Here is a 23,813-nt window from a genome sequence, read left to right as displayed (position 1 = left end):
GAACGTTTTTTATTTGCTTGTTACGACCTTCATTTCCTGCTCGTACATTTTTTCAAAGAACGGGCGCCCTTTAATCATCTGGGCACACAGCTGTTCATGTGCAGAAGTCCAGCCCATTACAACTGATTCACTAAACATTTTCACAGCGGATGTCCAATCCATCTGCCGGATAATTTCATATTTTGCCGGCTTCCACTCTGTGAGCCAGTACTTCAACGCCGGCTCATGGTCGGATTCAATGAGCTGATCAACAGCCATTAACAAAAGCGTTTTTAGCTGCCGCTCTTTTCTTGTTAACCCAATCATCCATTCCGGTGCCGGCTCTGAAAGGCTGTATGTTTTTTCAGCCATATCAGGGAAGTAAAACGGCTCTGCCGGATGGCAGTCGGCCATTTCCCGGACAATTAACTCATGCTGAGGCATAATGCGGCTTTTTTTAATTGGCACCCGGTATCCATTTGTATCAACAGCCATTGTCCGGTCTCCATCTGAAACAATAAAGCAGTACTCCATCATTTCACGTTTGCTTCCTTTACGGATAAACGCTTTGCTTTCTACTTTCTGCAGCAGCTCTTCCGGCAATTCACAAAGAGTTTTTTCAAAGAAATCCATTGCATTTTTACGTAAAATTAAAACCGGTACTTGATCAAGCAGCATCATCCCGTCGTCTTTACGCCATTCGTGATACGGGCATACATTGCATCCATTTTCTTCTCCTTCGAACCAGTTCACCCACACATCATGAAGGTACAGCATCAAATTCCTCCTTGATTACCGTTTTATGGGTTCATTATCGACACGTTTTTGTTACTTTATTCAATAAAACCGAAAAACATGAGCAGCCAGCCGACGAAAAATAAATAGCATTCCGGCCGGCGAATCGTAAAGGAAATGTATTCAGGCCATGTCATGCCTGCAGCAAGTAAATTCAAATACATAATAAAACTAATCCCGCCTGCTACGGCCAGGCCAAAGCCGGTTAAAAAAAGAACGAGTTTCATTCTATCACGCCCCCGCTGCTTGTCCTTCATGTATATGCAAAAATAAGCAAAAAAAAACAGGCCGGGGCCTGTTTTTTTTTTAATCGTTGTATTGTTTCAGCACAATTGTCGCGTTATGTCCGCCGAATCCAAGCGAGTTGCTCATCGCTGCGCGGACTTCACTTTTACGTGCTTCGTTCGGCACATAATCAAGGTCACATTCCGGATCCGGGTTTTGCAGATTGATTGTTGGCGGAAGTGTGTTTTCCTGAATGGCAAGCGCAGTAAAAATGGCTTCAACACCGCCAGCCGCACCAAGCAGGTGGCCCGTCATTGATTTTGTTGAAGAAACGGCCAATTGTTTGGCATGGTCGCCAAAAACGGTTTTAATCGCCGCTGTTTCAAACTTATCGTTGTACGGCGTGCTTGTTCCATGTGCATTGATATAGTCGATATCAGATGGAGCAAGACCTGCATCATCAAGCGCCATTTTCATGGCACGAGAACCGCCTTCTCCTTCCGGTGCCGGTGCTGTAATATGGTGAGCATCGCCGGTTGAACCATAACCGACAATCTCAGCATAAATGTGAGCGCCGCGGGCTTTTGCATGTTCTAATTCCTCGAGGACCACAATACCTGCCCCTTCACCGATTACAAATCCGTCGCGTTCAGCATCAAACGGCCGGCTTGCTGTAGCCGGATCTGGATTTGTGGACAGCGCTGTGTTCGCACAAAATCCTGCAACCGACATTTGCGTAATCGGCGCTTCTGTTCCGCCTGAAATCATCGCATCGGCATCGCCCCGCTGAATAACTTTAAAGGCATCCCCAATGGAGTTTGTTCCTGTTGCACAAGCTGTTACGGTACACGAGTTTACCCCTTTCGCTCCCAGGTAAATCGAGACTTGGCCCGCGGCCATATCCGGAATCATCATTGGGACGAAAAACGGGCTGACCCGGCGGTAGCCGCGTTCTAAAAATGTTTTATACTGTGTTTCAAACGTTTCCATGCCGCCGATACCCGAACCGACCCAGACACCGATGCGCGGCGCGTTTTCTTCTGTAATTTCGAGCTTCGCATCTGCTACCGCCATTTTAGCCGCCGCAACGGCAAATTGTGTAAAGCGGTCCATTTTACGTGCTTCTTTTTTTTCAATAAATTGCTCCGGCTCAAAATCACGGATTTCAGCCGCCACTTTAGCAGGATAGTCATCTGCATTCAGGCGGGTCATCGGCTTAATGCCGCTTTTTCCTGCTGTAATACTACTCCAAGCTTCTTCTACTGTATTTCCAACCGGTGAAACAATGCCTAGACCGGTAATCACTACTCTTCGTTTTTCCACATCTTTCACCTCTTTATTAAATTGCTGTTAACGTCCCCATCTCATTGCGATGGCGCCCCACGTTAATCCTCCCCCGAAACCAACCATGACAATCACGTCGTCATCTTTTACCCGCCCGTTTTCAAGCTCTTCTACCATTGTGAGCGGAATGGATGCAGATGATGTATTTCCAAACTGGTTTACGGTTACAGACATTTTTTCCGGAGGCAGGCCAAGGCGCTCCCGTGCCGATTCCATGATACGGATATTGGCTTGATGCGGCATGAGAAAATCAACGTCTTCTTTTTGAAGACCCGCTTTTTCAATTACACTAATAGAGGATTCTCCCATTTGGCGAACGGCAAATTTAAACACTTCACGGCCATTCATTTTAACATATTTGTCTTCATACAAGTGCTTGCCGCCGCGTCCGTCAGCTCCAAGCTCAAAAGATAAAATTCCGCGCCCTTCTGATACCGGTCCAAGAACAGCAGCTCCTGCCCCGTCTCCAAACAGAACAGCGGTATTCCGGTCTTCCCAGTCAATCAAATTCGACAGCTTTTCTGCGCCAATAACGAGTACATGTTTGTATGCACCTGTTTCGATAAACTGTTTTCCCGTAATGATACCATACATAAACCCGGCACACGCAGCACTAATATCCATAGCGGCTGCATTGACTGCCCCAATTTCGTGCTGAATTTCACACGAAACAGATGGAAAGCTGTGGTCCGGTGTAACCGTTGCTGTAATAATCAAATCTATTTCTTCTGGATGAATGCCTGCATGTTCAATGGCTTTTTGAGCTGCTTTTGCTGCCATATGGACGGTGCCGACTTCATCTCCCGCAATGCGGCGTTCCTCGATGCCTGTGCGGGTACGAATCCATTCGTCAGAAGTATCCATTCTTTTTTCAAGATCGAAGTTTGTAATCACTTGATCCGGAATGTAACGTCCCATTCCCCATATTCCAGCGTTCAAAAAACGCACCTTCTTTCAATCACATATTGTGATAGCAATTATTATGACTTGGTACTAATTTTACTGAAAAACACCCTTAAATGCAACGTCTAAAACACCTAAATAGGAAAAAGCGAATTCCGCCTAATGGGAACCCGCTTTCATTTTAATGCTTTTCAACTGGCTCGTCCGGAATCAATTTGATCATAAGGATAAGCAGAATGGTCAGGACAATGGCAACGAAAACACCTGTTTCAAAGTGAAATGGCTCTGCGTTCATTGAAGAAATTACATACACGACCATTTCAGATAACAGGAACGTCCAGACGAACATCATGATATACTGCATAGGGCAGCCTCCTTTGCTTCTTTTTATGTACTCTGTTCATAATAGTAGCATATTTATCGGCTTGTGAGCGCAAAAAGTATTTCTTTTTCTTGACGATTTGCGCAGATTGAATAAAATGAAGGAAAGAACTGGCTGAAGCCAAAAAGGAGATCCTCTTATGGAAAAAAATATGGAATTTATGCAAATCGCAATGAAATACCTGCCGGAAGCCCAGCAGAAAATGCAGGAAGCCGGCATTGAGTTTTCACCTGCAATGGCAGAGCCGTTTTTTGGCTTGTTTATGAAAGTCATGCAGGAAGCTTACGATCTGGGTAAAAAAGAAGCCTTGCTCGAAGAATAAAAAAATCCGCTGCATGTAAAATGTAGAAATGCGGCTATGTTCATGTTTTTAATATAAAGAAAGGGCGTCTTATAAGCCGGAAAACCGGCTTATAAGACAAGCCCTTTTTTTATGGCCGTAACCCAGCATGCGCCGGACATATTCTTGTTCACGAAAGCCGAAAAAAGATATTCCGGCCATCCTTGGCCCTTATCGCTTCAGGCAAAGTGACACTTCATCTTATTTCACAACAAGTTCGCCATTCACTACATCAACGACAGCTTCAGTTCCTGGCAAAACCGTTCCAGCAATAATCGCCCGGGCTGCCTGCGTCTCGATATTACGCTGAACAAACCGCTTAAGCGGCCGCGCACCGAAAACAGGATCATACCCTTCCTCTGCAATTTTCTCTTTTGCCGCTTCTGTTATCTGAAGCGTAACACCGCGCTCAAGCAGGCGCTCCGCCAACCCTTCAAGCACTTTGCCGGCGATGCCTTTTAAGTTTTCACGTGTAAGCGGCTTGAAAAGAACAATGTCATCTACCCGGTTTAAAAACTCCGGACGGAAATGGCCGCGCAGCTGCGCCATTACATTGTTTTTTGCTTCTTCTGGAATCTCTCCTTCTCCACCCGCTTCAAGCAGGAAGGATGAACCAATATTTGAAGTCATAATGACCACTGTATTTTTGCAGTCAATCATGCGGCCTTGAGAATCTGTAATGCGGCCGTCATCAAGCATCTGCAGCAAAATATTAAACACATCTGGGTGCGCTTTTTCCACTTCATCAAGCAGCACGACAGAATATGGACGGCGCCGGATCGCTTCGGTAAGCTGTCCGCCCTCTTCATAGCCAACGTATCCCGGAGGGGCGCCGACAAGTCTTGACACCGAATGCTTCTCCATATATTCAGACATATCAAGGCGGATCATCTGGTCCTCGCTGTCGAATAAAACATCGGCGAGCGTTTTAGCAAGTTCTGTTTTTCCAACGCCGGTCGGACCAAGAAACAGAAACGAACCAATCGGCCGATTCGGATCTTTAATACCTGCCCGTGCCCGCAGAACAGCATCGCTCACAAGAGACACGGCTTCATCCTGGCCAATTACCCGCTCATGCAGAATGTCTTCAAGGCGAAGCAGTTTCTCACGCTCTCCTTCCACAAGCTTTGTTACCGGAATGCCGGTCCACCGGGCGACGATAGAAGCAATTTCTTCTTCTGTTACTTCTTCTCGCAGCAGACGGTCGTCTTTTTCAGACGAAGCCGCCGATTCAAGGGCAGCCAGCTCTTTTTCCACGGCCGGAATTCGACCGTGGCGCAGTTCGGCTGCCCGGTTTAAATCATATCTGCTTTCCGCATCCTCAAGCTCGCGGCGAAGCCGGTCCAGCTCCTCCCGCTTGTCTTTGACGCTCATAATCGCTTCTTTTTCACTCATCCACTGGGCCTTCATCGCATCAGCCTGCTCTTTTAAGTCGGCCAGTTCCCTTTGAATCTGCTCAAGGCGCGCTGCGCTTTCACGGTCTTTTTCTTTTTGAAGGGCCGCTTCTTCAATTTCAAGCTGCATAACCCGGCGCATCACGGCGTCAAGTTCAGACGGCATAGAATCAATTTCGGTCCGAATCATCGCGCAGGCTTCATCCACCAGGTCAATCGCTTTGTCAGGCAAAAAGCGGTCCGTAATATAGCGATTTGATAATGTTGCCGCGGCTACAAGCGCCCGGTCATGAATATTTACACCGTGATGAATTTCAAACCGCTCTTTTAAGCCGCGCAGGATAGAAATCGCATCTTCAATGGTTGGTTCAGAGACGAGCACGGGCTGAAACCGGCGCTCTAAAGCCGGGTCTTTTTCAATATATTGGCGGTGTTCATCCAATGTAGTGGCACCGATACAGTGCAGCTCTCCCCGCGCAAGCATCGGCTTCAGCATATTGCCGGCATCCATCGACCCTTCTGTTTTACCTGCCCCGACAATGGTATGAATTTCGTCAATAAACAGGAGAATGCGTCCATCGCTTTTTTTCACTTCATTCAAGACCGCTTTCAGCCGCTCTTCAAATTCCCCGCGAAATTTCGCACCGGCAATGAGTGAGCTCATATCGAGTGAAAAAATGGTTTTGTCTTTTAAGCCATCCGGCACGTCTTTACGGACGATCCGCCAGGCAAGCCCTTCAACGATCGCTGTTTTTCCTGTGCCCGGCTCACCGATCAATACAGGATTGTTTTTTGTTTTCCGCGACAAAATACGGATCACATGGCGAATTTCCTCATCCCGTCCGATCACCGGATCGATTTTTCCTGCCCGGACTTCTTCAACCAGATCCCGTCCGTATTTTGCTAATGCTTCGTAACCTGATTCCGGATTTTGTGTCGTCACTTTTTCATTCCCCCTTATTTCATGAATAGCCTCCAAAACGGCGTTCTCTGACACGTTTTCCTGCTTCATAAAATCGGCTGTTTTCGTACCGGCTGAAAAGATCGCAGCGGCCATATGTTCAACCGATAAGTATGCATCTTCCCACTTTTTTTGCATCTCAGCCGCTCGTTGAAACCATGTATTCAGCCCGCCTGACAAGTAAGCACCGTATTGCACGTTTCCTGACACAGCAGGCTTTAGCTGAATTTCCTTTTGGACAAACTTAAGGAAGGCGGCTTTTGATAGGCCGGCGCGTTCAAAAATGCGGCTGAACAGGCCATCTTCTTTTGAAAGCAGCGCTGTCAGCATATGTACGGTATCCACGTCTGAATGGTTTCGTTCAACCGCGCTCTGCTGGGCAGCTGCCAATGCTTCCTGCATTGTATACGTCATTTGTTCCATGTTCATATGCTTTAAAACCTCCTTGACCTTTTTTGACCTTTTGTTTTATTTTAAAATATCCTCCCCTTTTACGCAAAGAAAACGGCATGAAAGAAGCGTATTTACTGCCAGACAAACAAGCTCCATCCAAGTTTGCCCTTTTTCTGGCTTTCTTTTTGAATAAAAGTTTACTCTCTTAAAGAATGCAGAATCAGGTTGAAACGTTGTAACATCCTGTTTTTCCCGTTAAAATAGTAGAAAAAGAGGTGAATACCGTGGCGTTTGAACCCGCTCTTGCACAAGCACTGGAGCATTTATTTACAGAAGAGCGGAAAGTACGTTCTTTTCAAAAAGGAGCCTATCTTTTCCAAGAGGGTGAGCCCGCTGATGATATTTTCTGGCTTCGCTCTGGAAAAGTACAAGTGGGCAAGATTGTGCCGGATGGGCGCGAGCTGACGATCCGCGTATCAAAAAAACAGGACATGCTTATCGAAATGACCCTGTTTGAAGAAGAAGCTGTTTATATGATGAATGCAAAAGCACTGGAATATGGGGAAGCCTGTACGGTTCCACGCCGTTTTTTAGAAAACCTTTTGTCCTCAAAGCCAGAATTGATGGTCCACTGGCTCCGTTACACACAAACTGAGCATTTGCGGACTCAGTCCAAGCTGCGTGACCTCGTACTGAACGGGAAAAAAGGCGGTGTTTATTCTACTCTCATCCGGATGGGCAATACGTTTGGCAAACAAACAGAAGACGGCCTTTTTCTTGATGTACCCTTGACCAATCAGGAAATGGCCAATTTATGCGGAACATCCCGGGAAGTTGTTAACCGCCTTCTCGCTCAGCTGAAAAAAGAAGGCGTCATTAAAATGAAACGAAACCAGATTACACTTTGTGATCTTGATTATTTAAAACGTGAAATCAACTGTGAAAATTGCCCGATTGATATTTGCCAAATCGACTAAAAAAGAAGGTTCCATAACGGAACCTTTTCAGATTGTAGACAAGTAAAATCTTTTGCCAAAGAACCTCTTTATTTCTTTTTCGTGCAAGGAGTCGGAAGGTTCAAATAAGAGCCGATAAGGCGGCGGGCGCATGGCTTCTCCTATCGGCTCTTTTTAAGAAGCGATGTTTCCCGAAAAGTCTGCTGCCCGATTTCGGCAGTGAAAGTTTTCATAAAAAAAGACTGACGACAAAGTCGTCAGTCTCAGAAGGCTCCATAATGGAACCTTCTTTTTTACTGAATGCCTAAAGCGATCTTCGCGTAGCGTGACATCATATCGCGCGACCAAACCGGCGTCCAGACAATATTTGTTTCAACGGCCGTTACTTCTGGAATATCAGAAAGCGCTGCTTTTACCTGGTCAACGATCACGCCGGCAAGCGGGCATCCCATCGATGTTAACGTCATCGTAACCGTTGTTTTTCCAGCCTCATCCATATCTACATCGTACACAAGCCCTAGATTCACGATATCAATGCCCAGCTCCGGGTCAACAACCTGTTCAAGCGCACCCATAATATTTTCTTTTAAATCCTGATCCATGTAAAACACTCCTTTCAATGTATGCGTATAGCTTTATCATAACAGACATTTCTTCGAATGATGAGTAAAAAGCCTGTTTCTTTGCAAACCGCGCCCCAACCCTCTACACTGAAAGCAGAACCGACAAAGGAGTGACTCGCCTATATGGAAAAGCATTTAATCGTGTTAGACCTCGATGGTACGTTATTAACGGATCAAAAAACCATTTCCCCCCGCACAAAACGCACCCTTCAAAAAGCGATGGAGCACGGGCATGAAGTAATGATTGCCACAGGCCGCCCGTTCCGCTCAAGCGCTCCTTACTATGCGGAGCTCGGATTAACAACACCGATTGTCAATTTTAACGGCGCCTTCGTTCATCATCCCGGCAATCAAAAATGGGGCTTCTTTCACGAACCGATGGAGTTAAAAACCGCCATTGATATCGTTGAAGCATGCCATGATTTTGACTTTTACAATATTATCGCGGAAGTGCTCGATAACGTTTATTTTCATTATCATGATGAAAAGCTTATTGATGTTTTTAACATGGGCAATCCTGTAGTCACAACAGGTGACTTGCGCCAAAAGCTGACCGATCATCCAACAAGCATGCTGATTCATGCAACAGAAGAGCAGGTACCGGCTATCCGCCGCCATTTAAGCGATGTGCACGCAGAAGTGATTGACCACCGCCGCTGGGCCGCTCCGTGGCATGTGATTGAAATTGTCAAAAGCGGCTTAAGCAAAGCAGTCGGCTTAAAGCGTGTATCAGACTGGATCGGCATCCCGCCGGACCGGATTATTGCATTTGGTGATGAAGATAATGATCTTGAGATGATTGATTACGCCGGCACAGGTGTAGCGATGAGCAACAGTATTGATACCTTGAAATCGATCGCCAATGACATTACCGCTTCAAACGAAGAAGACGGCATTGCGGTTTTCCTGGAAGAGCGCTTATCTTTAAAAACGTTCGCATAAAAAAAAGGCCTCTCAGCAAATTTGCTGAGAAGCCTTTTTTTACGATTGAGCTGCCCTTTTGCCGCGCTTCCATACCACATAAAGAAACAAAACAAAGATAATCCAGACCGCTGACATAGCCGCAATAAAGGCATAATTTATGCCAGTTTTCTCCGCCAGTGCATAAATTTCCGCTTCCTCACGGTCAAGAATAATGGTGAATTCCCCATCTGCCGCACGCGACATGTCACCAGCAAGCAATCCTCTCAGCTCTTTGTTCTCATCCAGTTTAGAAGCTGGAATCGCAATGCTTTGTGTTTCGCCTGTGTTATTGATTGCCACCACAACTGTTTCATCCTCGTATTGCCGCTTAAACACCGTCATGCCATCCCGATTAAAAATCGGCTCATAGGAACCACGTCTGAGCGCCGGGAGTTTCTGGCGTAAGGCTGCGATCTGCTTGATATACTCCACCAGCTCCTGATCGGTACGGAAATTCATCAGTCCGTGCGCGTCCGGACCGGTTTCTCCGTTTTGCGCGATTTCCGACCCATACAAAACTGCTGGAGTTCCAGGAGATGTGTACAAATACGTAAGCGCCATCCGCCAGCGTGTGCCCGGAAACATATTTTCTTCCGCCATATCCCTTGTAAACCGGTCTGTTACGACAGAGTCCGTTAAATGAACCGTTTCCAACGGATGCTCCAGTACGTTTTCTTCCTGGAGAAGGAGCTCTTCTACCACATTCGAAGAGCGGTCTACTGTCGCAAACTGCTTGCGCAGCGGCTCCTGCATCCAGGAAGAAGTCACCGCATCAAGCCCGGCTTTTTCATAAGCGGCGGCTCCCTGTATGGTGGTTTCCGTCATTTCTCCTATTAAGTGCAAATTAGGCATAGCCTCATGAAAAGCGTTCCAAAAAGCAGGCTTTGCTATGGAAGCATTGCTGAAAAAATACCCATCAATACCGGTCCGGCCGGCCAGCTTCACAGCTGCTTCTACGAGCGCCGCCTGTACATCTGGATTCTCTGTGTTTAAAAGAGCCATTTCGCCAAGCCAGTCCGGCTTCTGCAAAACAGAGACGTTTGTAAACCAGTTCTCTTTGCCGGCTTCACTTAGCCATACGTGCTTTGTGCTTACACGTACAGCCGGAAAATCCACTAAAACACGAATATTTTGTTTATGTGCACTGTCAACGAGTTCTTTTAACTGCTGCTCATTGCCAAACTGCGGGTTTAGCTTTGTGTAGTCCGTTATGCTGTAGCCATGGTAAGCACCCGCTTCGTTTTCAAATACAGGTGAAATCACGATTGACGTCATGCCCAGCTCTTTCACATAATCAAGCTGATCTTGAATTCCTTTAAAGTCACCGCCCTGGTAAGCAGATGCATCATCATTATTCGTTTGTTTATCATTTGAACGATCCCCGTTCATAAACCGGTCCGTCATTAAAAAATACATCGTTTCATCCTGCCAGTCTTCCTTCTTTTCTTCGGCAGAAACCATACCTCCAGATAAAAGAAGAAGCGGAATGATAAGTGAAAGAAATCGTTTTCTCACTGCTCGTTTCCCCCTGCGCCAAAATGTCCCATCCTCATTTAGAGTACGCTTTTTCCCACATGACGTCAATGAAAGCAGGGATTGTTCAAGAAAACGACACGGTTCCATACCCGCTGTTTATGAAATAAACGCGAGAATTTCTTTTTCTTAAAACGGGAAACCACATACATAGCTGAAGCAAGTCCGCCTGGCCCCGCTCCAACAACTGCGATTCTTTTTGGCATAAACGCCACCCTCTCTTTTATATGAACAAATGTTACACAAAAAATATACACAAGTGTCAGATTGGGCGCAACTTTCGATATGTATATAAAAAATAACCGTCGCCCCTTTACGGGAATGACGGTTATCGGGGGGATGAATCCTCTTTTTCTTCTATTGGCACTAATTCACTTGCTTCCTGCGGTCCGGCTTTTTTCATATAAACTGAAACAATGTGCACTGACACAAAAAACGAAACAAAAACAAAAATCCATAAAATCACGGGAAACACAAAGACGCCTCCTTTTTGTCATTATAACAAAAAAAAGCTGCGCTTTTTGCACGCAGCTCTTTCCATGGCTCTTTTATTAAGCAATGCCTGGGAGGGCAAAACCTAAAATAACCGTCAGAACAAGCACAATAAACGCGCCGGCCAAAACACCGCCGTTTTTTTTGCCTTTTTTCTTCCGTACGAGCGTCATTTCCATTAATCCGATCGTGACTATGCCTAAAAGCATTTTGATGCCATACAAGGCTGGATTCAAGCTGTCGAACGTGGTAAATAGCGCAAAGCCGGTAATTAAAATCAGCACATAAAACAGGCGAAGCCCCATATGTACACCGGTTGATGGCTTTCTTACTGCGATCAAAAACAGTACGAGCGCAATGACCCACGTTGTAATATGTACGTGTGTGGATTGTGTTAAAAAGTCCATAAAAGATCCCCCTCCTTTTTCTTTCTTATTCTACCATACTACTCTTGAACGGTATTCGACAACGTTCCAACGCCCTCAACTGTAATTTCAACCGTATCTCCTTTTTGCAATGTACCTTTCGGCTCCATCGCAAATCCTACTCCCGCCGGTGTTCCCGTTGCGATAATATCGCCCGGCTCGAGTGTCATGCCTTTTGAAAGAACATGAATCACTTCATCAATAGGAAAAATAAAGTGAGAAGTGTTGGACTGCTGTCTTATTTCCCCATTTACCATTGTTTGAATCGCTAAATTGTGAGGATCGGCAATTTCATCTTTTGACACAATCCAGGGTCCTATCGGGCAGCTGCCATCCAGGCTTTTACCGATAAAAAACTGTTTATGGCGGCTTTGCAGATCGCGTGCGGTAATATCATTCAGCACAGTGTAGCCAAACACATAGTCAAATGCCTCTTCACGAGCAATTTCTTTTCCTTTTCTGCCGATAATGACAGCCAGTTCTCCTTCATAATCCAATGAATCGGTCAATGACTCATAAGCAGGAATAGGTGCTCCATGTGCACTGACTGCGGTCGGTGCTTTTGTAAAAATCATCGGATGCTCCGGTACACTTGCTTCTCCACCCATTTCAATGGCATGATCCCGATAGTTTTTTCCCACACACATGACATTTTTAAGCGGGCGTGGAATAGGTGCCAGCCATTCAATAGATGCTTCTTCTACGGAAGGTACGGATTCCGGATTACGGCAGACAGATGCTAAAAACTGTCCTTCTTCAATGGCAGCCGCCAGCGTGATTGGGGCACCATCTATATCTGAAACAGCAGCTACTGCCTGTTTTTCTGCCAAATAAAAACCGTACTTTTCTTTTCCCTCATGTTTAAAGCTCATCCACTTCATTTTCTCATCCCCTTTTTTCCGTATAAGTAACAAACCGCCAGATGGCTTCCATCGGTCCGCGCTGAAACCGGCTCAGCCACAGCCCAGAAACCATCACTTGCAGGGCAAAAATAGTGATGCAAAGCAAAATGCCTGTCGTGACCGTAACCTGTCCGTAAAAACCGAGACCATATGCATAAAACAAAAGCGAACCGATCACCGATTGCATCAAATAGTTGGTCAGCGACATTTTACCGGCCTGTGCAAAGGGCAAAAGCAGTTTGAACGGACGAGTTAAGGTACACAAATACACAACGAGCATCGCATAAGAAGCCGCAAGCACCGGGCCGCCAAGAGAATCCTGCACATACATATACGCTATATGACTTGGACCAAGCAGATGCGGAACAACTTTAAGCAGGAGCCCTGCCCCGAAAAAAAGGGCAAACATCCGAAGTGTTTTTTTCGGATGAGCGGCCCATTTTCGGATAAGGCGCTGCTTGTATACACCCGCGCCAATGAGTAAAAACGGAAAAATCGTCATTGTCTGAAAACCAAAGGCGCCGTCAAAAATGTTATTGTTCGTCCAATCGTGAATACGCTGCTCCGTTACCTCTGCGTACGACCCGCTTCCGTAGGCTGTAATCGAGTCGGAAACAGAGGTAATATCCGTCCAAAACAAGGCATTATACGGGTCGGATTGAGCAGATACAAAAAGAAGCACGCCGAACAAAACAGCTGGTACTAGCAGGAGAATAAGCCCCATTCGAAGAAGCGTTCCTGCGGAAAAACGCAGAAAAAACAAAAGCAAAAAGCCGCATACTGCGTAATTAAATAAAATGTCCCCTGGCCAAATAAAGATAGCGTGAGCAATACCTAAAACAAGCAAAAACGAAAAGCGCCGCACGCCTGTCCAGGCAAATGTCCCCGTTCTTTCGAGCGCTTTTTCACGCTGCATAGCCGCACCAAACCCAAACATAGCCGCAAAAATTGGATAAAAGCTCGCCTGCACAAGCACGTCAATCCAGGAAAACGCCAGTTTATCCTGCGGGGCTTCCCACCATTCATACGGGTTGTAATAAAAATAAGGAGAATGAAACGACAGCATATTCACAAGGAAAATACCGAAAAGAGAAATGCCTCTCAAAATATCGATGGACGCAATCCGCGCCGTTTCATTCTGCTTTACAGACTGCAACCAATCACACCCTTTCCTTTTATGATTACTTGCTTATCATAACAGAAAAGGAACAATTTACGTATATTCCACTACATGGGCGCCATCTAAGAAAAAGACAAATTTCCCGTCAATTGGACGCTTCCAAATTCGCTCAACCGCTTTGGCATAAAGCCCGATTTGTACGTTGTACCGCTTAGCCAGCACCGGCTTCGCTTCCTCGAAGCCGCCGGCGAAACGATCCGTGACCCGGTCTGTTTTGTAGTCGAGTAAATACAAGCGGCCTTTGTATTCAAACAAGCAGTCAATAACCCCTTGAATCAAAACGACTTCATCAGATTCACCCAGACCTGCTTCACGTGCAGTCATGCCCATATTAAAAGGCAGTTCTCGCTGAACATGATCAGCAGCGAGAAGCATTCTGCCCGGCTCGGTGGCAAAAAACGCCACGATCTCTCCCGCATCTACTGCTTCTGCCTGCTCAATCGTAAGCAGCTCTTTTCCGATCAATTCATCCAAAAGCCGTTCTACCGACACTTCAGATGGAGTGCGGTTTAAATCGATGTGCTGCATAACGGTATGAACGGCTGTCCCTATTTCTGCCGGTGACAGCTGCTTTTCCTGAACAAAGCGGGGCCGGCGGAAAATAGGACGGCGGTAGGATCGGGCTGCTTCATTGGACGCTCCTTCACTGTAAATATCATTCGATCTTTTAAGGTCAGACACGGATTGTTTGGAACGGAGCCGGACGGCTTCAGGGAATTGGTATTCCCATGTCATCCGCTCTTTAATTTCTTCTTTTGCCGGTGACTGCTCTAGAGACGGCTTTCGTTCTTTCAATAAATCCAGCCAGGACTCTTCCTGCTCTTCACTTTCTGCCTGGGAAGCAATGAGGCTTTCAGCCGCTGTAACCCCAAGCTGAAAGCGGGATGGATGATCTGCGAAAAACGGATGGCCGCCTTTCACGTCACTGTGCCGCATCAGTGACGGGCCAATCCAGTCAATGTAAGAACCAGCCGAAGCCCGGACCGCGTCCCCGAGCAGCCGTGACGGATGCTCTCCTGACAGTGCCCACGCCTCCATTTTTTTCTCTAATTTTTTCACGGACGCTGTGACGACCAGCCGTTCTTTCGCCCGGGTCATCGCCACATACAAGACGCGCATTTCTTCCGCCAGAAGCTCCAGCTTCTTTTTGCGCTGAAAAGCAAGCTGCACAAGCGACGGCCAGGCAATTCGTTTCTGGGGATTCATATATTTCACAGCAATGCCATAATCCTTATCAAACAGCACACGCCCGTTTAAATCTATCATATTAAAACGGCGGCCGGCCGCTGCTGTAAATACAACAGGAAACTCCAGCCCTTTACTCGCATGAATCGTCATAATGCGGACGACGTCTTCCTGCTCAGATAAAGCACGTGCTGTGCCCAAGTCATCTCCCCGCTCACGCATCCGCTCAATAAAGCGCAAAAAGCGAAACAGGCCGCGGAATGATGTTTCTTCGTACTGCCTTGCCCGGTCGTACAGAGCCCGCAAATTAGCCTGGCGCTGCTTTCCGCCCGGCATTCCGCCTGCAAAAGCATAAAACTGTGTATCGCGGTACAAGACCCAGATTAAATCAGATAGAGCGCCACTGCGCCCAATGGAGCGCCACGTCTCAAGTTTTTCCATAAACGGAGCTAGTTTCTCCATTAACGCCGCATCGCCCCGGCCGTTTTCCATAAAAGCAAGCAGCGCTTCAAAGTAGCTTCCTTTTTTCGAAGCAAGCCGGATCGTAGCCATCTCATCTTCTGTACAGCGGACAATTGGCGAACGAAGCACGGCTGCGAGCGGAATATCCTGAAATGGATTATCGATAACATGGAGCAGCGACAGCATTACAGAAATCTCAGTTGCCCGGAAATATCCGCCAGATGTATTGGCATAGACGGGAATGCCGGCATGCTTAAATTCTTCGATCATTTCTGGAACCCATGTAAGAGAGCGCATTAAAATGACGATATCCCGGTATTGAACCGGACGCATGGAATTGGTTTTCGGATCCCAAATCGGATGTCCGGATTCGATCAGCTCTTTGATTTTTGAAGCAATTAAGCGGGACTCCAATTGAGACTGTTCTGCATCTTCACGATCCATTTCGTCCCCGTCTGTTTCTTCCGGAGCATCGCTGTCAATAATGGCTACTTCAATTGGATAATCTGCTTCCGGATAAGACGCCCCTAAAACAAGCGCTTCTTCTTCTCCATACTCAATTTCCCCCACTTCCGTTCCCATAATTTGCTCGAAAATATAGTTTGTTCCATCAAGCACTTCCCTGCGGCTGCGGAAATTACGAGATAAGCTGATTTTCAAGCCGGCATCTGCGCCTTCTGGATGAAAACGATTGTACTTGCCAAGGAAAAGACCTGGCTCTGCAAGACGAAAACGATAAATAGACTGTTTAACATCGCCTACCATAAAGAGATTGCCCGACTGTTCCTGATCATGGGAAACAAGGCGGACAATCGTTTCCTGAACCATGTTTACATCCTGGTATTCATCTACAAGCACTTCTTTAAAACGGCGCCGATAAGCCTGGGCTGCTTTAGAAGGCTGGCCGCCTTCCGTTAAAATAGCCAGCGCATAATGCTCAAGATCGCTGAAATCTGTCAGGCCTTTTTCCCGCTTCGCTTCGGCATACCGGGCTGAAAACGTCAGAACAAGCTCGGACAAGCGTTTCACAATTGGCTGCATTTCCGCTAAATCCTTCAGCCAGTTTTCAGGCTTCCGGCTAAAAAAGGTGTCTTTTAATTCGGTTACTATTTTTTTCGCTCTGTCCCGAACACCTTTAGACCGCTCCTTCAGCTCTTCATCGTAGTCATCGCCTTTGCACGTTTTTAAAGTCGGAAATTTAACCGACTGAAATGCGCTGTACCATTCCTCCCACGTTTTACACTCGAGCAGTGCGGTTACTAGGGCGAGGTCTGCGGTGAAATTTTCTGCCCGCGGCACCGGACCGCCGGGCATCTCTGTCATTTCCATCCCTTCGCGAAGCAGCGCCTTGGCACTTTGAAGCTGAAACCGAATATCTTTCTTCAATGGTTCTATAAAAGGAAGATCGTCAATTGCTTCAGCCGGTTCATACAAAGAAGGGAGTTCACTCAGCCAGCGTTCCGGATCTGGATGGGACCGCGCAAAATTAAATAATTGAATAACGGACTGCTGAAGCTCTACATCGCTTCTGTCTCCTGAAAAGGTATCAACCAATGCGAAAAAAGCTTCGTTGTCCGGGCGGGCATACTCTTCCTCAAGCAAATCCTCAAGTACTTCATCCCGAATCAGGACGGCTTCTGTATCGTCAGCGATACGAAAGCCTGGATCAATATCAATTAAATAGTAATACTTTCGAATAACCTCCAAACAAAAAGAATGGAGAGTAGAAATAGATGCTTTGTTTAATAATCGAAGCTGGCGGCGGAGCCGGCTTGAAGCAGGATCCCTTTCAATCTCTCTTTCCAGTGCTTCGCCGATCCGCTGCCGCATTTCTGCTGCTGCTGCATTGGTGAACGTGACAACTAAAAGCTCATCTACATCCACCGGCGCTTCCTGACGAATCATTTTTTGAATGATCCGTTCTACTAGAACAGCGGTTTTGCCAGAGCCGGCTGCCGCAGCGACCAGAATGTCGCTTCCTTCTGCATAAATCGCTTTCCACTGATCGTCCGTCCAGCGGGCTCCGTCCGGTTTTTCGGGAACTTTATAGCTGTTCATCGCTCTCCTCCTTCATCATTTGAATAATCTCTTCATTTTTTTTCGGCCGGATGATCCGGTAGTTGTTTTCATCCAGTGTATCGTCAAACTGGCATACCTGCCGGTAAGAACAAAATGTACATGGCGTTTTTTTATTGTAACGGTATGGCGTAATGTCCACGCGGCCGGATACAATGGCATTGCCCGCTTTTTCGTACAGGCCGCGGACATGCCCTCTCATCGCGCTGAACTCGCTGTCATCAGCTGTTTTTGAGCGTGCGGACAAGGAACCGTCTTTTTTAAAGCCCGCTGGAATAATCAGTGAGTCTCCTGTTTCAAGCTGCTTGTCCATTAAATGAATGGCCTCGTCTTCCTCCAGCACCAGCCCTTTCATTCGGAAGCTTTTCATCATTTCTTTTTCAATTTCATCAATCGTCATAAATTTTTTCGTATTTAAGAACGGATTGTGGACATGAAAATATAATACGCCCCCCGGCCGTGCTTTCGTGCCGGTTAAAAGCGGTGAATGCGTAACGACGATATCAAGGTACGTCAGCATCTGCATCGCAAAGCCATAGTAAATCTCGGTCATATCCACATCCCGCGTGCCGGATTTATAATCAATAACGCGTAAATACGTATCGTTCTCTCCATGCGCACGATCAACCCGGTCAATACGGCCGGCAAGCGACATGCGTGCTCCATTTTTTAATTCAAAAACGAGCGGCGGCAGTTCAGAACGCGGTCCAAATGCAAGCTCAATCCCAAGCGGTGAAAACCCGCTTATTTTTGCTTGTTCACTTAAAACCGTTGAAGCACGGGCAATAATCTGCTCGAGCTTATTCTGAATATAAAGGTGCCGGTGGGAACTCATTAAAATACGATTTTGAAGCTTCGGAGCGAGCTCCTCTACAGCTATTTTGGCAAACGTCCGGCATTGTTCCGGTGTAAGCTCCGGCCATTTCATCCCTCTTTTTTCTACTTCTTCTGCAATCCATTTGAGTGCACCATGGAAAAGGTCGCCAATATCTGGCGCTTCAAGACGGTACACAAGGCGGTCACGCAGCTTTAAGCCATGGCTGGCAAAATGGCTGAACGGGCATGAGTGAAACGTCTCCATCCGCGAAACGCTGGCAATCATATCCGTCCCATACAAATCAAGGCTTGTTTGATCTTCCAACGGTGTTGTTTTATTTTCATAGGCGAGACTATCAAGAACGAAGCCTGCTTTTTTTCTGCTGCTTTCCAGATACAGGTTATATACATCCCACCAAAATGGATAAACCGGGTATCCCCGCTTTTTCATTTGAAGCTGGGAGGTTAAATAAGACAAAGTCGGCTCCGGATGGCAAATGTATGCAAGCTGCTCCTCCGCCGGCAGATCAGCCGGATCGTTGGCAACGACTGTTTCCTCCATTTGTTCAAACCATTCCCGCATTCTTTTTAAATAAGGAGACGGCTGTAGGGACTTTCCTTCCTCATCCGCAATAGGCCATGAAACGTACAAGCGGTGTGATGGAACAGTAAAAGCCCGGTAAGCAATGAGTTCTTCATCAAGCAGTTTCGTTTTACTGCCTGGTGCCACATGCATCCCGGAAGAAAGAAGCGCCTCTCTTTCTTCATCATCTAAAATGCCGTCCTCCATCTGACGGGCGGGAAAAACGCCATCATTCATGCCGACAATAAAAGCGGTATGAATATCGGCGAGTCTGGATTTATCCGGGTTGGCTACAATCACTTGATCGGCTGCCGGCGGCACTATTGAAAATTCAAGTGCTTCAAGCCCGGCATCGAGTACGGCAGCGAATTTTTTGGCATCCATTTCTTCACTGCCAGCTACCTCTGCATACTCATCGAGCATCCCGATCACCGCATCCCATGCCTGGTTGTGCTGTGCTGCTTCAGCCAGCTCACCGCGTTCCTCCGCTTCAATAGAGAGCTGCTCTATTTTCTGGGGTATATCCAGCTCTTCAATATACTGATAAAGAGCCCGGCAGCATTCCATCGCATTTTTGGCGCGTTTCATCCGCTTTTCAAGCCGGAAAAGCGGCGCTGCAATCGTTTCTTTCATTATGTTTAAACGTTCTTCAAATGCCCGTTCCTCATCCGTCTGGGCAACAGCGGTAAATTCAAGTCCCATATATCGGCGGTAGGTCCAGCGCTCGCCGTTCGTCCAGCGCTCGCCATAAATTCCATGAGCCAGCACATAGTTTTCAAGCAGGTCCATTCCGCGCCGGACCTGTTCGCGCGGCTGGTCAAATGAAAAAAGCAAATCGGTTTTAACTGCACGAAAAACTGCTTCATAACGCCAGTTTCCGCTGATTACTTCCAATGAAGAACGAATCAGCTCAACGAGCGGATGATTAAGCATCGGTCTTTTTTGATCGATAAAAAACGGGATGCTGTAGTCATCAAAGACGGTCTCGATAATAGACCGGTAGTCTTCCCCGTTTCGTGCAAGGAGCGCCATTTGCTTGTAACGCAGTCCTTCCGTGCGAGAAAGGCGGCGTATTTCACGCGCTGCTGCTTCAACCTCCGCCCGTCTGCTTGCCGCCTGCCAGAGATCGGTGCCGCTGCTGTGGGCCAGGGCTCGTGCCGGACGTTTATCGAACTGCATTTCAAGATGAATAAGAGAAGCCTCTTTCTGGCGTTTATGGCCATACAGGATCAGATCTTTTTTTATATCGATTTCCTCTTCTGCCGCAATCCGATACAAATCATGATACGCACGTCCCGGCTGGCGGAACAAATGCGTGTCCTCGGGCGCCTCATCCCGGAACGGACGGTCAGTTGTCAGGGCAATCGTGACTTCATTGGCTGTGTTCATTAATACTCTTATTACGTCATATTCCTGCGGCGTAAAGCTGTGAAATCCATCTATATATATATCAGCTTCCCGTACATAAGACGAGGAAGCGGCCATTTGGGCAAGGAGCCTCAAATAATCCTCGGAATCTATATATTTGCCGGCAAGCGCGCGCTCATATGACGTATAAATCATTTGCAGGTCACTCAGTTTGTCTGCGAGAGCAGCCGGTACATGCTTGCGGTGCTCTTCCATTTCTTCAGGCACAATTAAATACTGGCGAAATTCTGTCAGCATCTGTTCAACCGTGCTGACAAACCCTGTTTTATCGGCTGCTTTTGCAAAAACGGCTAAATCCTGGCGGTTCTCTTCAATAATTTTTCGAATTAGGATATTGCGACCGGCTGGCGTTATATGCTGCCTGCTCATGCCGCCTTCCTGCTGCAGAACACGCCAGGCAAGACGTGTCAGGCTGTATACCTGCGCCCGGATAATGCCGCCGACTTCCTGGTCAGACGCCAGGCGGTACTCTGACAAGAATGACATTTGCTCAGGTACAATATAAATAAGCGGCTTTCCGTCTGGCTGCCGGATAAGACGTTCTTTTATTTCATTTATAATATGCTCTGTTTTTCCCGAACCGGAACGTCCGATAATAAATTGTAAAGCCATCCGGATTCCTCCTTTTACTTCCTTTCAGTATAACAAAGATCATACGTTCGGTCAAAAGAACAAAATAAAAACGGCCCTTAGCCGTTTTTATTTTTGCAGACGCTTTTCCAATTGTTTTCCTGCCGCCCATAAAAGAGCAATCGCTGCGATAATAATAGCCGTTCTTCCCGGCTGATGAATAAGAGCGAAAAGATCGTGGCCGACGTAGCTGATCGTAAAAATCATGACGGTTTTTCCCGCCATAACGGCAAATAAATATTGAACCACACTAATATGAGACAGGCCCGCTACGATATTAACAATCGCAGAAGGCGTGAACGGGAAGCACAGCATCAAAAAAATGGGCGCAAAGCCATGCCTGTCCATCCAGTTCATCATTTGTGCAACCTGCTTGTTTCGCTGCAGGAAACGTAAAATACGCTGCTGTCCCAATCTTCTTACAAGCAAAAAAACAAGGAAAGACCCGGTGACGGCCCCTCCCCATGAAATTAAAAAACCGAGCCAGAGCCCAAACGCATTTACATTTGCAAGAACAAAAGCAAAAAGCGGCAAAAAGGGCAGGAATGCTTCAAGCAGCGGAAGCAGGAAGCCCGGCAGCGGCCCAAATGACTCGTACCGCTGAATCCATTCCATAATATGATCTATTGAGAAATTCATTGACTTGTTCCCTTTCGTTATCCATCCTTGTTCTGCTCATTCCCTGTTTCGGGTATAAAAAAACGAAATGATATTTTCTTTTACCCCGACAACATATTGAGCACGAGTGACTTTTTCGGTTTGTATAGAAGGTGAGCTGGCATTTCCCCTTTCATAAAGTTCTTTTGTCATCATAATCTGATTATGAACAGCAAGAGGCGAGACCGGCACCATAATGGCTTGATCGTCTGTAAATGTTACTTTTGTTTGTTTTTTATCGATTTTTTCCAAGAATTTTAAATGGGAAAGTGTAATCCATATACATTCAGGTTTTAAATGAGAAATCGTCGGGAATAGATAAGTACCTTTCAAATGATCCACATTAACCGGAACTTTTCGATTGATGCCAAGGACTCTGGTAGAAGCTTCTCTCCGGCCTTCATAGGTTGAAAGGTAGCGAATGCAGCTTTGCCGAATAATTTTCAGCGGCGTTTTCTTTATCATAACCGGTTCTTTGTTTTTTTCATACACTTTTGTGTATTCTCCAAAACGAATCGGTTCCAGGGAAAGAGTACGTTCATTGATAATATATTCGCTGTTTACATCATTCGGCTGGTTGTTCACTTGATCGACTCACCCGTTTCTTTCATTTATTTGAACGACTTTATTCTATCATTTAGCAGTAAAATTGTCCCATTTGCCACGAGAAATAATTTTCTAAAAATTTTAAACTTTCTGTTGATTAGTTGTTTGGAATCCCATATAATAAAAAAAAGGTATCTGAGGTGATTAAAAATGGAAAACAACAATTACTTTGCTGAGATGATGAAGTCCCCGATGCCCCGTGAAAAAGAAAAAACAGTAATGAGCGAATTTATTGACAGCTTTTTAAGCGATATTCTATACAAAAAAGAAAAAGCCGCATTAATGGAAAAAATCGATCTTTCACTTGATAAAGGCGACCGTTCCGCTTTTATTGCACTATCTGATGAATTAAACCGTTTGGAGAAAACCTATCGCGCATCTTGATGCTTCCCTTCACACTGGTTTCCCCAAACGACAAAATCCCATACTTAACCTAAAAGCCCCGTATCCTTCTAGATACGGGTGCTTTTGAGCGTGCATTTCCCCTCTCACATTGAAAAAACGGATAAAACCGTTAAAATTCCAATTGACCCAAGAACCGTAATAATAATGTTAGCGCCTGTAAACGCAAGAATAAAAGCTGCCGCTGTTCCAATTAAAGCAAAGGCCGTATTTTCATGAAAGGTTAAAATTCCTGGAAAAATAAGCGCGCCTAGAGTAGCATACGGAACGTTCTGCAGTATTCCCTGCCAAAAAGAAGGCAGCTCTTTGCCTTTAAACAAAACAAACGGCAGCATACGCGGAATATATGTTACGAGAGTCATCCCTATCACAATCGCCGCAATCGTTATACTCATTCTCTGCTCCCCTTTCTTTTTGCCTGGTCAGCTGCTTCAATACTGATCGCGGCAATAAGCGTTGACACAATAATAGACCAGCCGCTTGAAAGAGCATCCGAGTACGTAAAAATACAGTTTAATACCGCTGCAGTAGAAGCCAGCAGAACCGCTTTTGCGCTTTTTTTAAGCGACGGCACCAAAAGGCCAATAAACATGGCGTATAAGGCAATGCCCATACTTTCCTGAACAACAGGCGGCATGGCACTTCCTGCCAGATAGCCGACTCCCGAGGCGAGCACCCAGCTGGAATAAGAAATAAGCACAAGACCTGCCATAAAAGAGGAATGAAGCGTTCCGCTTTTCATTGCCGCCACTGAAAATGTTTCATCTGTCACGCCAAAAGCATAAGCGGCTTTTTTCCAGAGAGGCTCTTCTTCCGCTTTTTCATTTAAAGCAGTTGACATTAGAAAGTGGCGGATGTTCAGAATAAAGGTCGTCAGCACAATTTCAAAAATCCCTGTGCCGATCGTGATCAAGCTTAAAGCTATATACTGAGCGGCTCCGGCAAAAACAAAGATGCTCAATGACATCGCCTCGGCCAATGTTAACCCCGCACTTTTAGCGAGCAGGCCATATGTAAGAGCTGCCGGCACATAACCAATGGCAATGCCTATGCCGGCTGCGAGCCCATCTTTAAATTCACTTTGCGCTGCCGCTGTTGTTTCCACTTCGTCCCCTCCATTTTCTCATTTTTCAACAAATTATACTCTTTTGCGTGGAGTCCAACAATAAAAAAATGCG

The 23,813-nt window shown here is 46.3% G+C and carries 23 protein-coding genes; 4 read left to right on the top strand and 19 right to left on the bottom strand.

The features are described 5' to 3' along the window. Positions 1-9: 9 nt before the first annotated feature. From RG959_RS12585 to RG959_RS12565, 5 genes are all read right to left on the bottom strand, one after another. Positions 10-756 (bottom strand): DUF3603 family protein, encoded by a 747-nt coding sequence (locus tag RG959_RS12585; RefSeq protein ID WP_309086822.1) that lies wholly within the window; start codon positions 754-756, stop codon positions 10-12. 56 nt (positions 757-812) lie between these two features. After that, entirely contained in the window at positions 813-1,001 is a 189-nt protein-coding gene (locus RG959_RS12580; protein WP_242232374.1) for a YuzI family membrane protein, read from the bottom strand. Positions 1,002-1,080: 79 nt separating this feature from the next. Continuing rightward, complete coding sequence (fabF, locus tag RG959_RS12575) at positions 1,081-2,322, bottom strand: beta-ketoacyl-ACP synthase II (protein ID WP_251270549.1); 1,242 nt, start codon at positions 2,320-2,322, stop codon at positions 1,081-1,083. A gap of 27 nt (positions 2,323-2,349) precedes the next feature. Beyond that, positions 2,350-3,282 (bottom strand): beta-ketoacyl-ACP synthase III, encoded by a 933-nt coding sequence (locus tag RG959_RS12570; protein ID WP_342797400.1) that lies wholly within the window; start codon positions 3,280-3,282, stop codon positions 2,350-2,352. Positions 3,283-3,427: 145 nt separating this feature from the next. Beyond that, positions 3,428-3,610, bottom strand: coding sequence for a DUF2929 family protein (locus RG959_RS12565; protein ID WP_342797399.1), 183 nt, complete (start codon positions 3,608-3,610; stop codon positions 3,428-3,430). A 157-nt stretch (positions 3,611-3,767) separates the two neighbouring features. On the opposite strand from RG959_RS12565, the gene RG959_RS12560 reads away from it, so the two are divergent. Continuing rightward, positions 3,768-3,950, top strand: coding sequence for a ComZ family protein (locus RG959_RS12560; RefSeq protein ID WP_242232378.1), 183 nt, complete (start codon positions 3,768-3,770; stop codon positions 3,948-3,950). 219 nt (positions 3,951-4,169) lie between these two features. On the opposite strand, the gene clpB is transcribed toward RG959_RS12560, so the two are convergent. Continuing rightward, positions 4,170-6,752 carry an ATP-dependent chaperone ClpB gene (gene clpB / locus RG959_RS12555; RefSeq protein WP_342797398.1) on the bottom strand — a complete coding sequence of 861 codons (2,583 nt, stop codon included), beginning with the start codon at positions 6,750-6,752 and terminating at the stop codon, positions 4,170-4,172. 248 nt (positions 6,753-7,000) lie between these two features. Between clpB and RG959_RS12550 the strand changes: the two genes are divergently transcribed. Next, positions 7,001-7,693 (top strand): Crp/Fnr family transcriptional regulator, encoded by a 693-nt coding sequence (locus tag RG959_RS12550; protein WP_342797397.1) that lies wholly within the window; start codon positions 7,001-7,003, stop codon positions 7,691-7,693. A gap of 272 nt (positions 7,694-7,965) precedes the next feature. Here RG959_RS12550 and RG959_RS12545 read toward each other — a convergent pair whose 3' ends face one another. Then, a complete protein-coding gene (locus tag RG959_RS12545) occupies positions 7,966-8,274 on the bottom strand; it encodes a metal-sulfur cluster assembly factor (protein WP_342797396.1) in 309 nt (102 codons plus the stop codon). Between the two features lie 144 nt (positions 8,275-8,418). Here RG959_RS12545 and RG959_RS12540 point away from each other — a divergent pair, with 144 nt between their 5' ends. Next, positions 8,419-9,237 (top strand): Cof-type HAD-IIB family hydrolase, encoded by an 819-nt coding sequence (locus RG959_RS12540; protein WP_342797395.1) that lies wholly within the window; start codon positions 8,419-8,421, stop codon positions 9,235-9,237. 39 nt (positions 9,238-9,276) lie between these two features. Here RG959_RS12540 and RG959_RS12535 read toward each other — a convergent pair whose 3' ends face one another. The 10 genes from RG959_RS12535 to RG959_RS12490 all read right to left on the bottom strand — a co-directional run bounded on the left by RG959_RS12535 (position 9,277) and on the right by RG959_RS12490 (position 22,212). Then, positions 9,277-10,773, bottom strand: coding sequence for an alpha-amylase family glycosyl hydrolase (locus tag RG959_RS12535; protein WP_342797394.1), 1,497 nt, complete (start codon positions 10,771-10,773; stop codon positions 9,277-9,279). A 65-nt stretch (positions 10,774-10,838) separates the two neighbouring features. Then, the gene (locus RG959_RS12530) at positions 10,839-10,997 is read right to left on the bottom strand and encodes a hypothetical protein (protein WP_342797393.1); all 159 of its coding nucleotides are present in this window, start codon (positions 10,995-10,997) and stop codon (positions 10,839-10,841) included. Positions 10,998-11,119: 122 nt separating this feature from the next. Next, positions 11,120-11,266 carry a hypothetical protein gene (locus tag RG959_RS12525; protein WP_342797392.1) on the bottom strand — a complete coding sequence of 49 codons (147 nt, stop codon included), beginning with the start codon at positions 11,264-11,266 and terminating at the stop codon, positions 11,120-11,122. 76 nt (positions 11,267-11,342) lie between these two features. Continuing rightward, on the bottom strand, positions 11,343-11,690 hold the full coding sequence (locus RG959_RS12520) for a YisL family protein (RefSeq protein WP_242232385.1): 348 nt from the start codon (positions 11,688-11,690) through the stop codon (positions 11,343-11,345). 38 nt (positions 11,691-11,728) lie between these two features. Next, entirely contained in the window at positions 11,729-12,589 is an 861-nt protein-coding gene (locus RG959_RS12515) for a fumarylacetoacetate hydrolase family protein (protein ID WP_342797391.1), read from the bottom strand. Between the two features lie 4 nt (positions 12,590-12,593). Beyond that, the gene (locus tag RG959_RS12510; protein ID WP_342797390.1) at positions 12,594-13,766 is read right to left on the bottom strand and encodes a DUF418 domain-containing protein; all 1,173 of its coding nucleotides are present in this window, start codon (positions 13,764-13,766) and stop codon (positions 12,594-12,596) included. A gap of 57 nt (positions 13,767-13,823) precedes the next feature. Continuing rightward, entirely contained in the window at positions 13,824-17,495 is a 3,672-nt protein-coding gene (gene addA / locus RG959_RS12505; protein ID WP_342797389.1) for a helicase-exonuclease AddAB subunit AddA, read from the bottom strand. Continuing rightward, positions 17,482-20,952 (bottom strand): helicase-exonuclease AddAB subunit AddB, encoded by a 3,471-nt coding sequence (gene addB, locus RG959_RS12500; protein WP_342797388.1) that lies wholly within the window; start codon positions 20,950-20,952, stop codon positions 17,482-17,484. Before addB ends, addA begins: the two co-directional genes overlap by 14 nt. An 87-nt stretch (positions 20,953-21,039) precedes the next feature. Beyond that, entirely contained in the window at positions 21,040-21,609 is a 570-nt protein-coding gene (locus RG959_RS12495) for a TVP38/TMEM64 family protein (protein ID WP_342797387.1), read from the bottom strand. Between the two features lie 36 nt (positions 21,610-21,645). Beyond that, positions 21,646-22,212, bottom strand: a complete 567-nt coding sequence (locus tag RG959_RS12490; protein WP_342797386.1) for a competence protein ComK — start codon at positions 22,210-22,212, stop codon at positions 21,646-21,648. Between the two features lie 171 nt (positions 22,213-22,383). Between RG959_RS12490 and RG959_RS12485 the strand changes: the two genes are divergently transcribed. Beyond that, positions 22,384-22,617, top strand: a complete 234-nt coding sequence (locus tag RG959_RS12485) for an IDEAL domain-containing protein (protein ID WP_242232392.1) — start codon at positions 22,384-22,386, stop codon at positions 22,615-22,617. A gap of 104 nt (positions 22,618-22,721) precedes the next feature. Here the strand turns inward: RG959_RS12485 and RG959_RS12480 are convergent, their stop codons facing one another. Together RG959_RS12480 and RG959_RS12475 are read right to left on the bottom strand one after the other, a co-directional pair. Next, positions 22,722-23,030 carry an AzlD domain-containing protein gene (locus RG959_RS12480; protein ID WP_251270562.1) on the bottom strand — a complete coding sequence of 103 codons (309 nt, stop codon included), beginning with the start codon at positions 23,028-23,030 and terminating at the stop codon, positions 22,722-22,724. Beyond that, a complete protein-coding gene (locus tag RG959_RS12475) occupies positions 23,027-23,740 on the bottom strand; it encodes an AzlC family ABC transporter permease (protein WP_309086807.1) in 714 nt (237 codons plus the stop codon). Before RG959_RS12475 ends, RG959_RS12480 begins: the two co-directional genes overlap by 4 nt. Positions 23,741-23,813: the final 73 nt, after the last annotated feature.

Source organism: Domibacillus sp. 8LH (assembly GCF_038806185.1).
GTDB lineage: Bacteria > Bacillota > Bacilli > Bacillales > Domibacillaceae > Domibacillus > Domibacillus indicus_A.
This window is presented reverse-complemented; position numbering and strand designations above follow the sequence as displayed.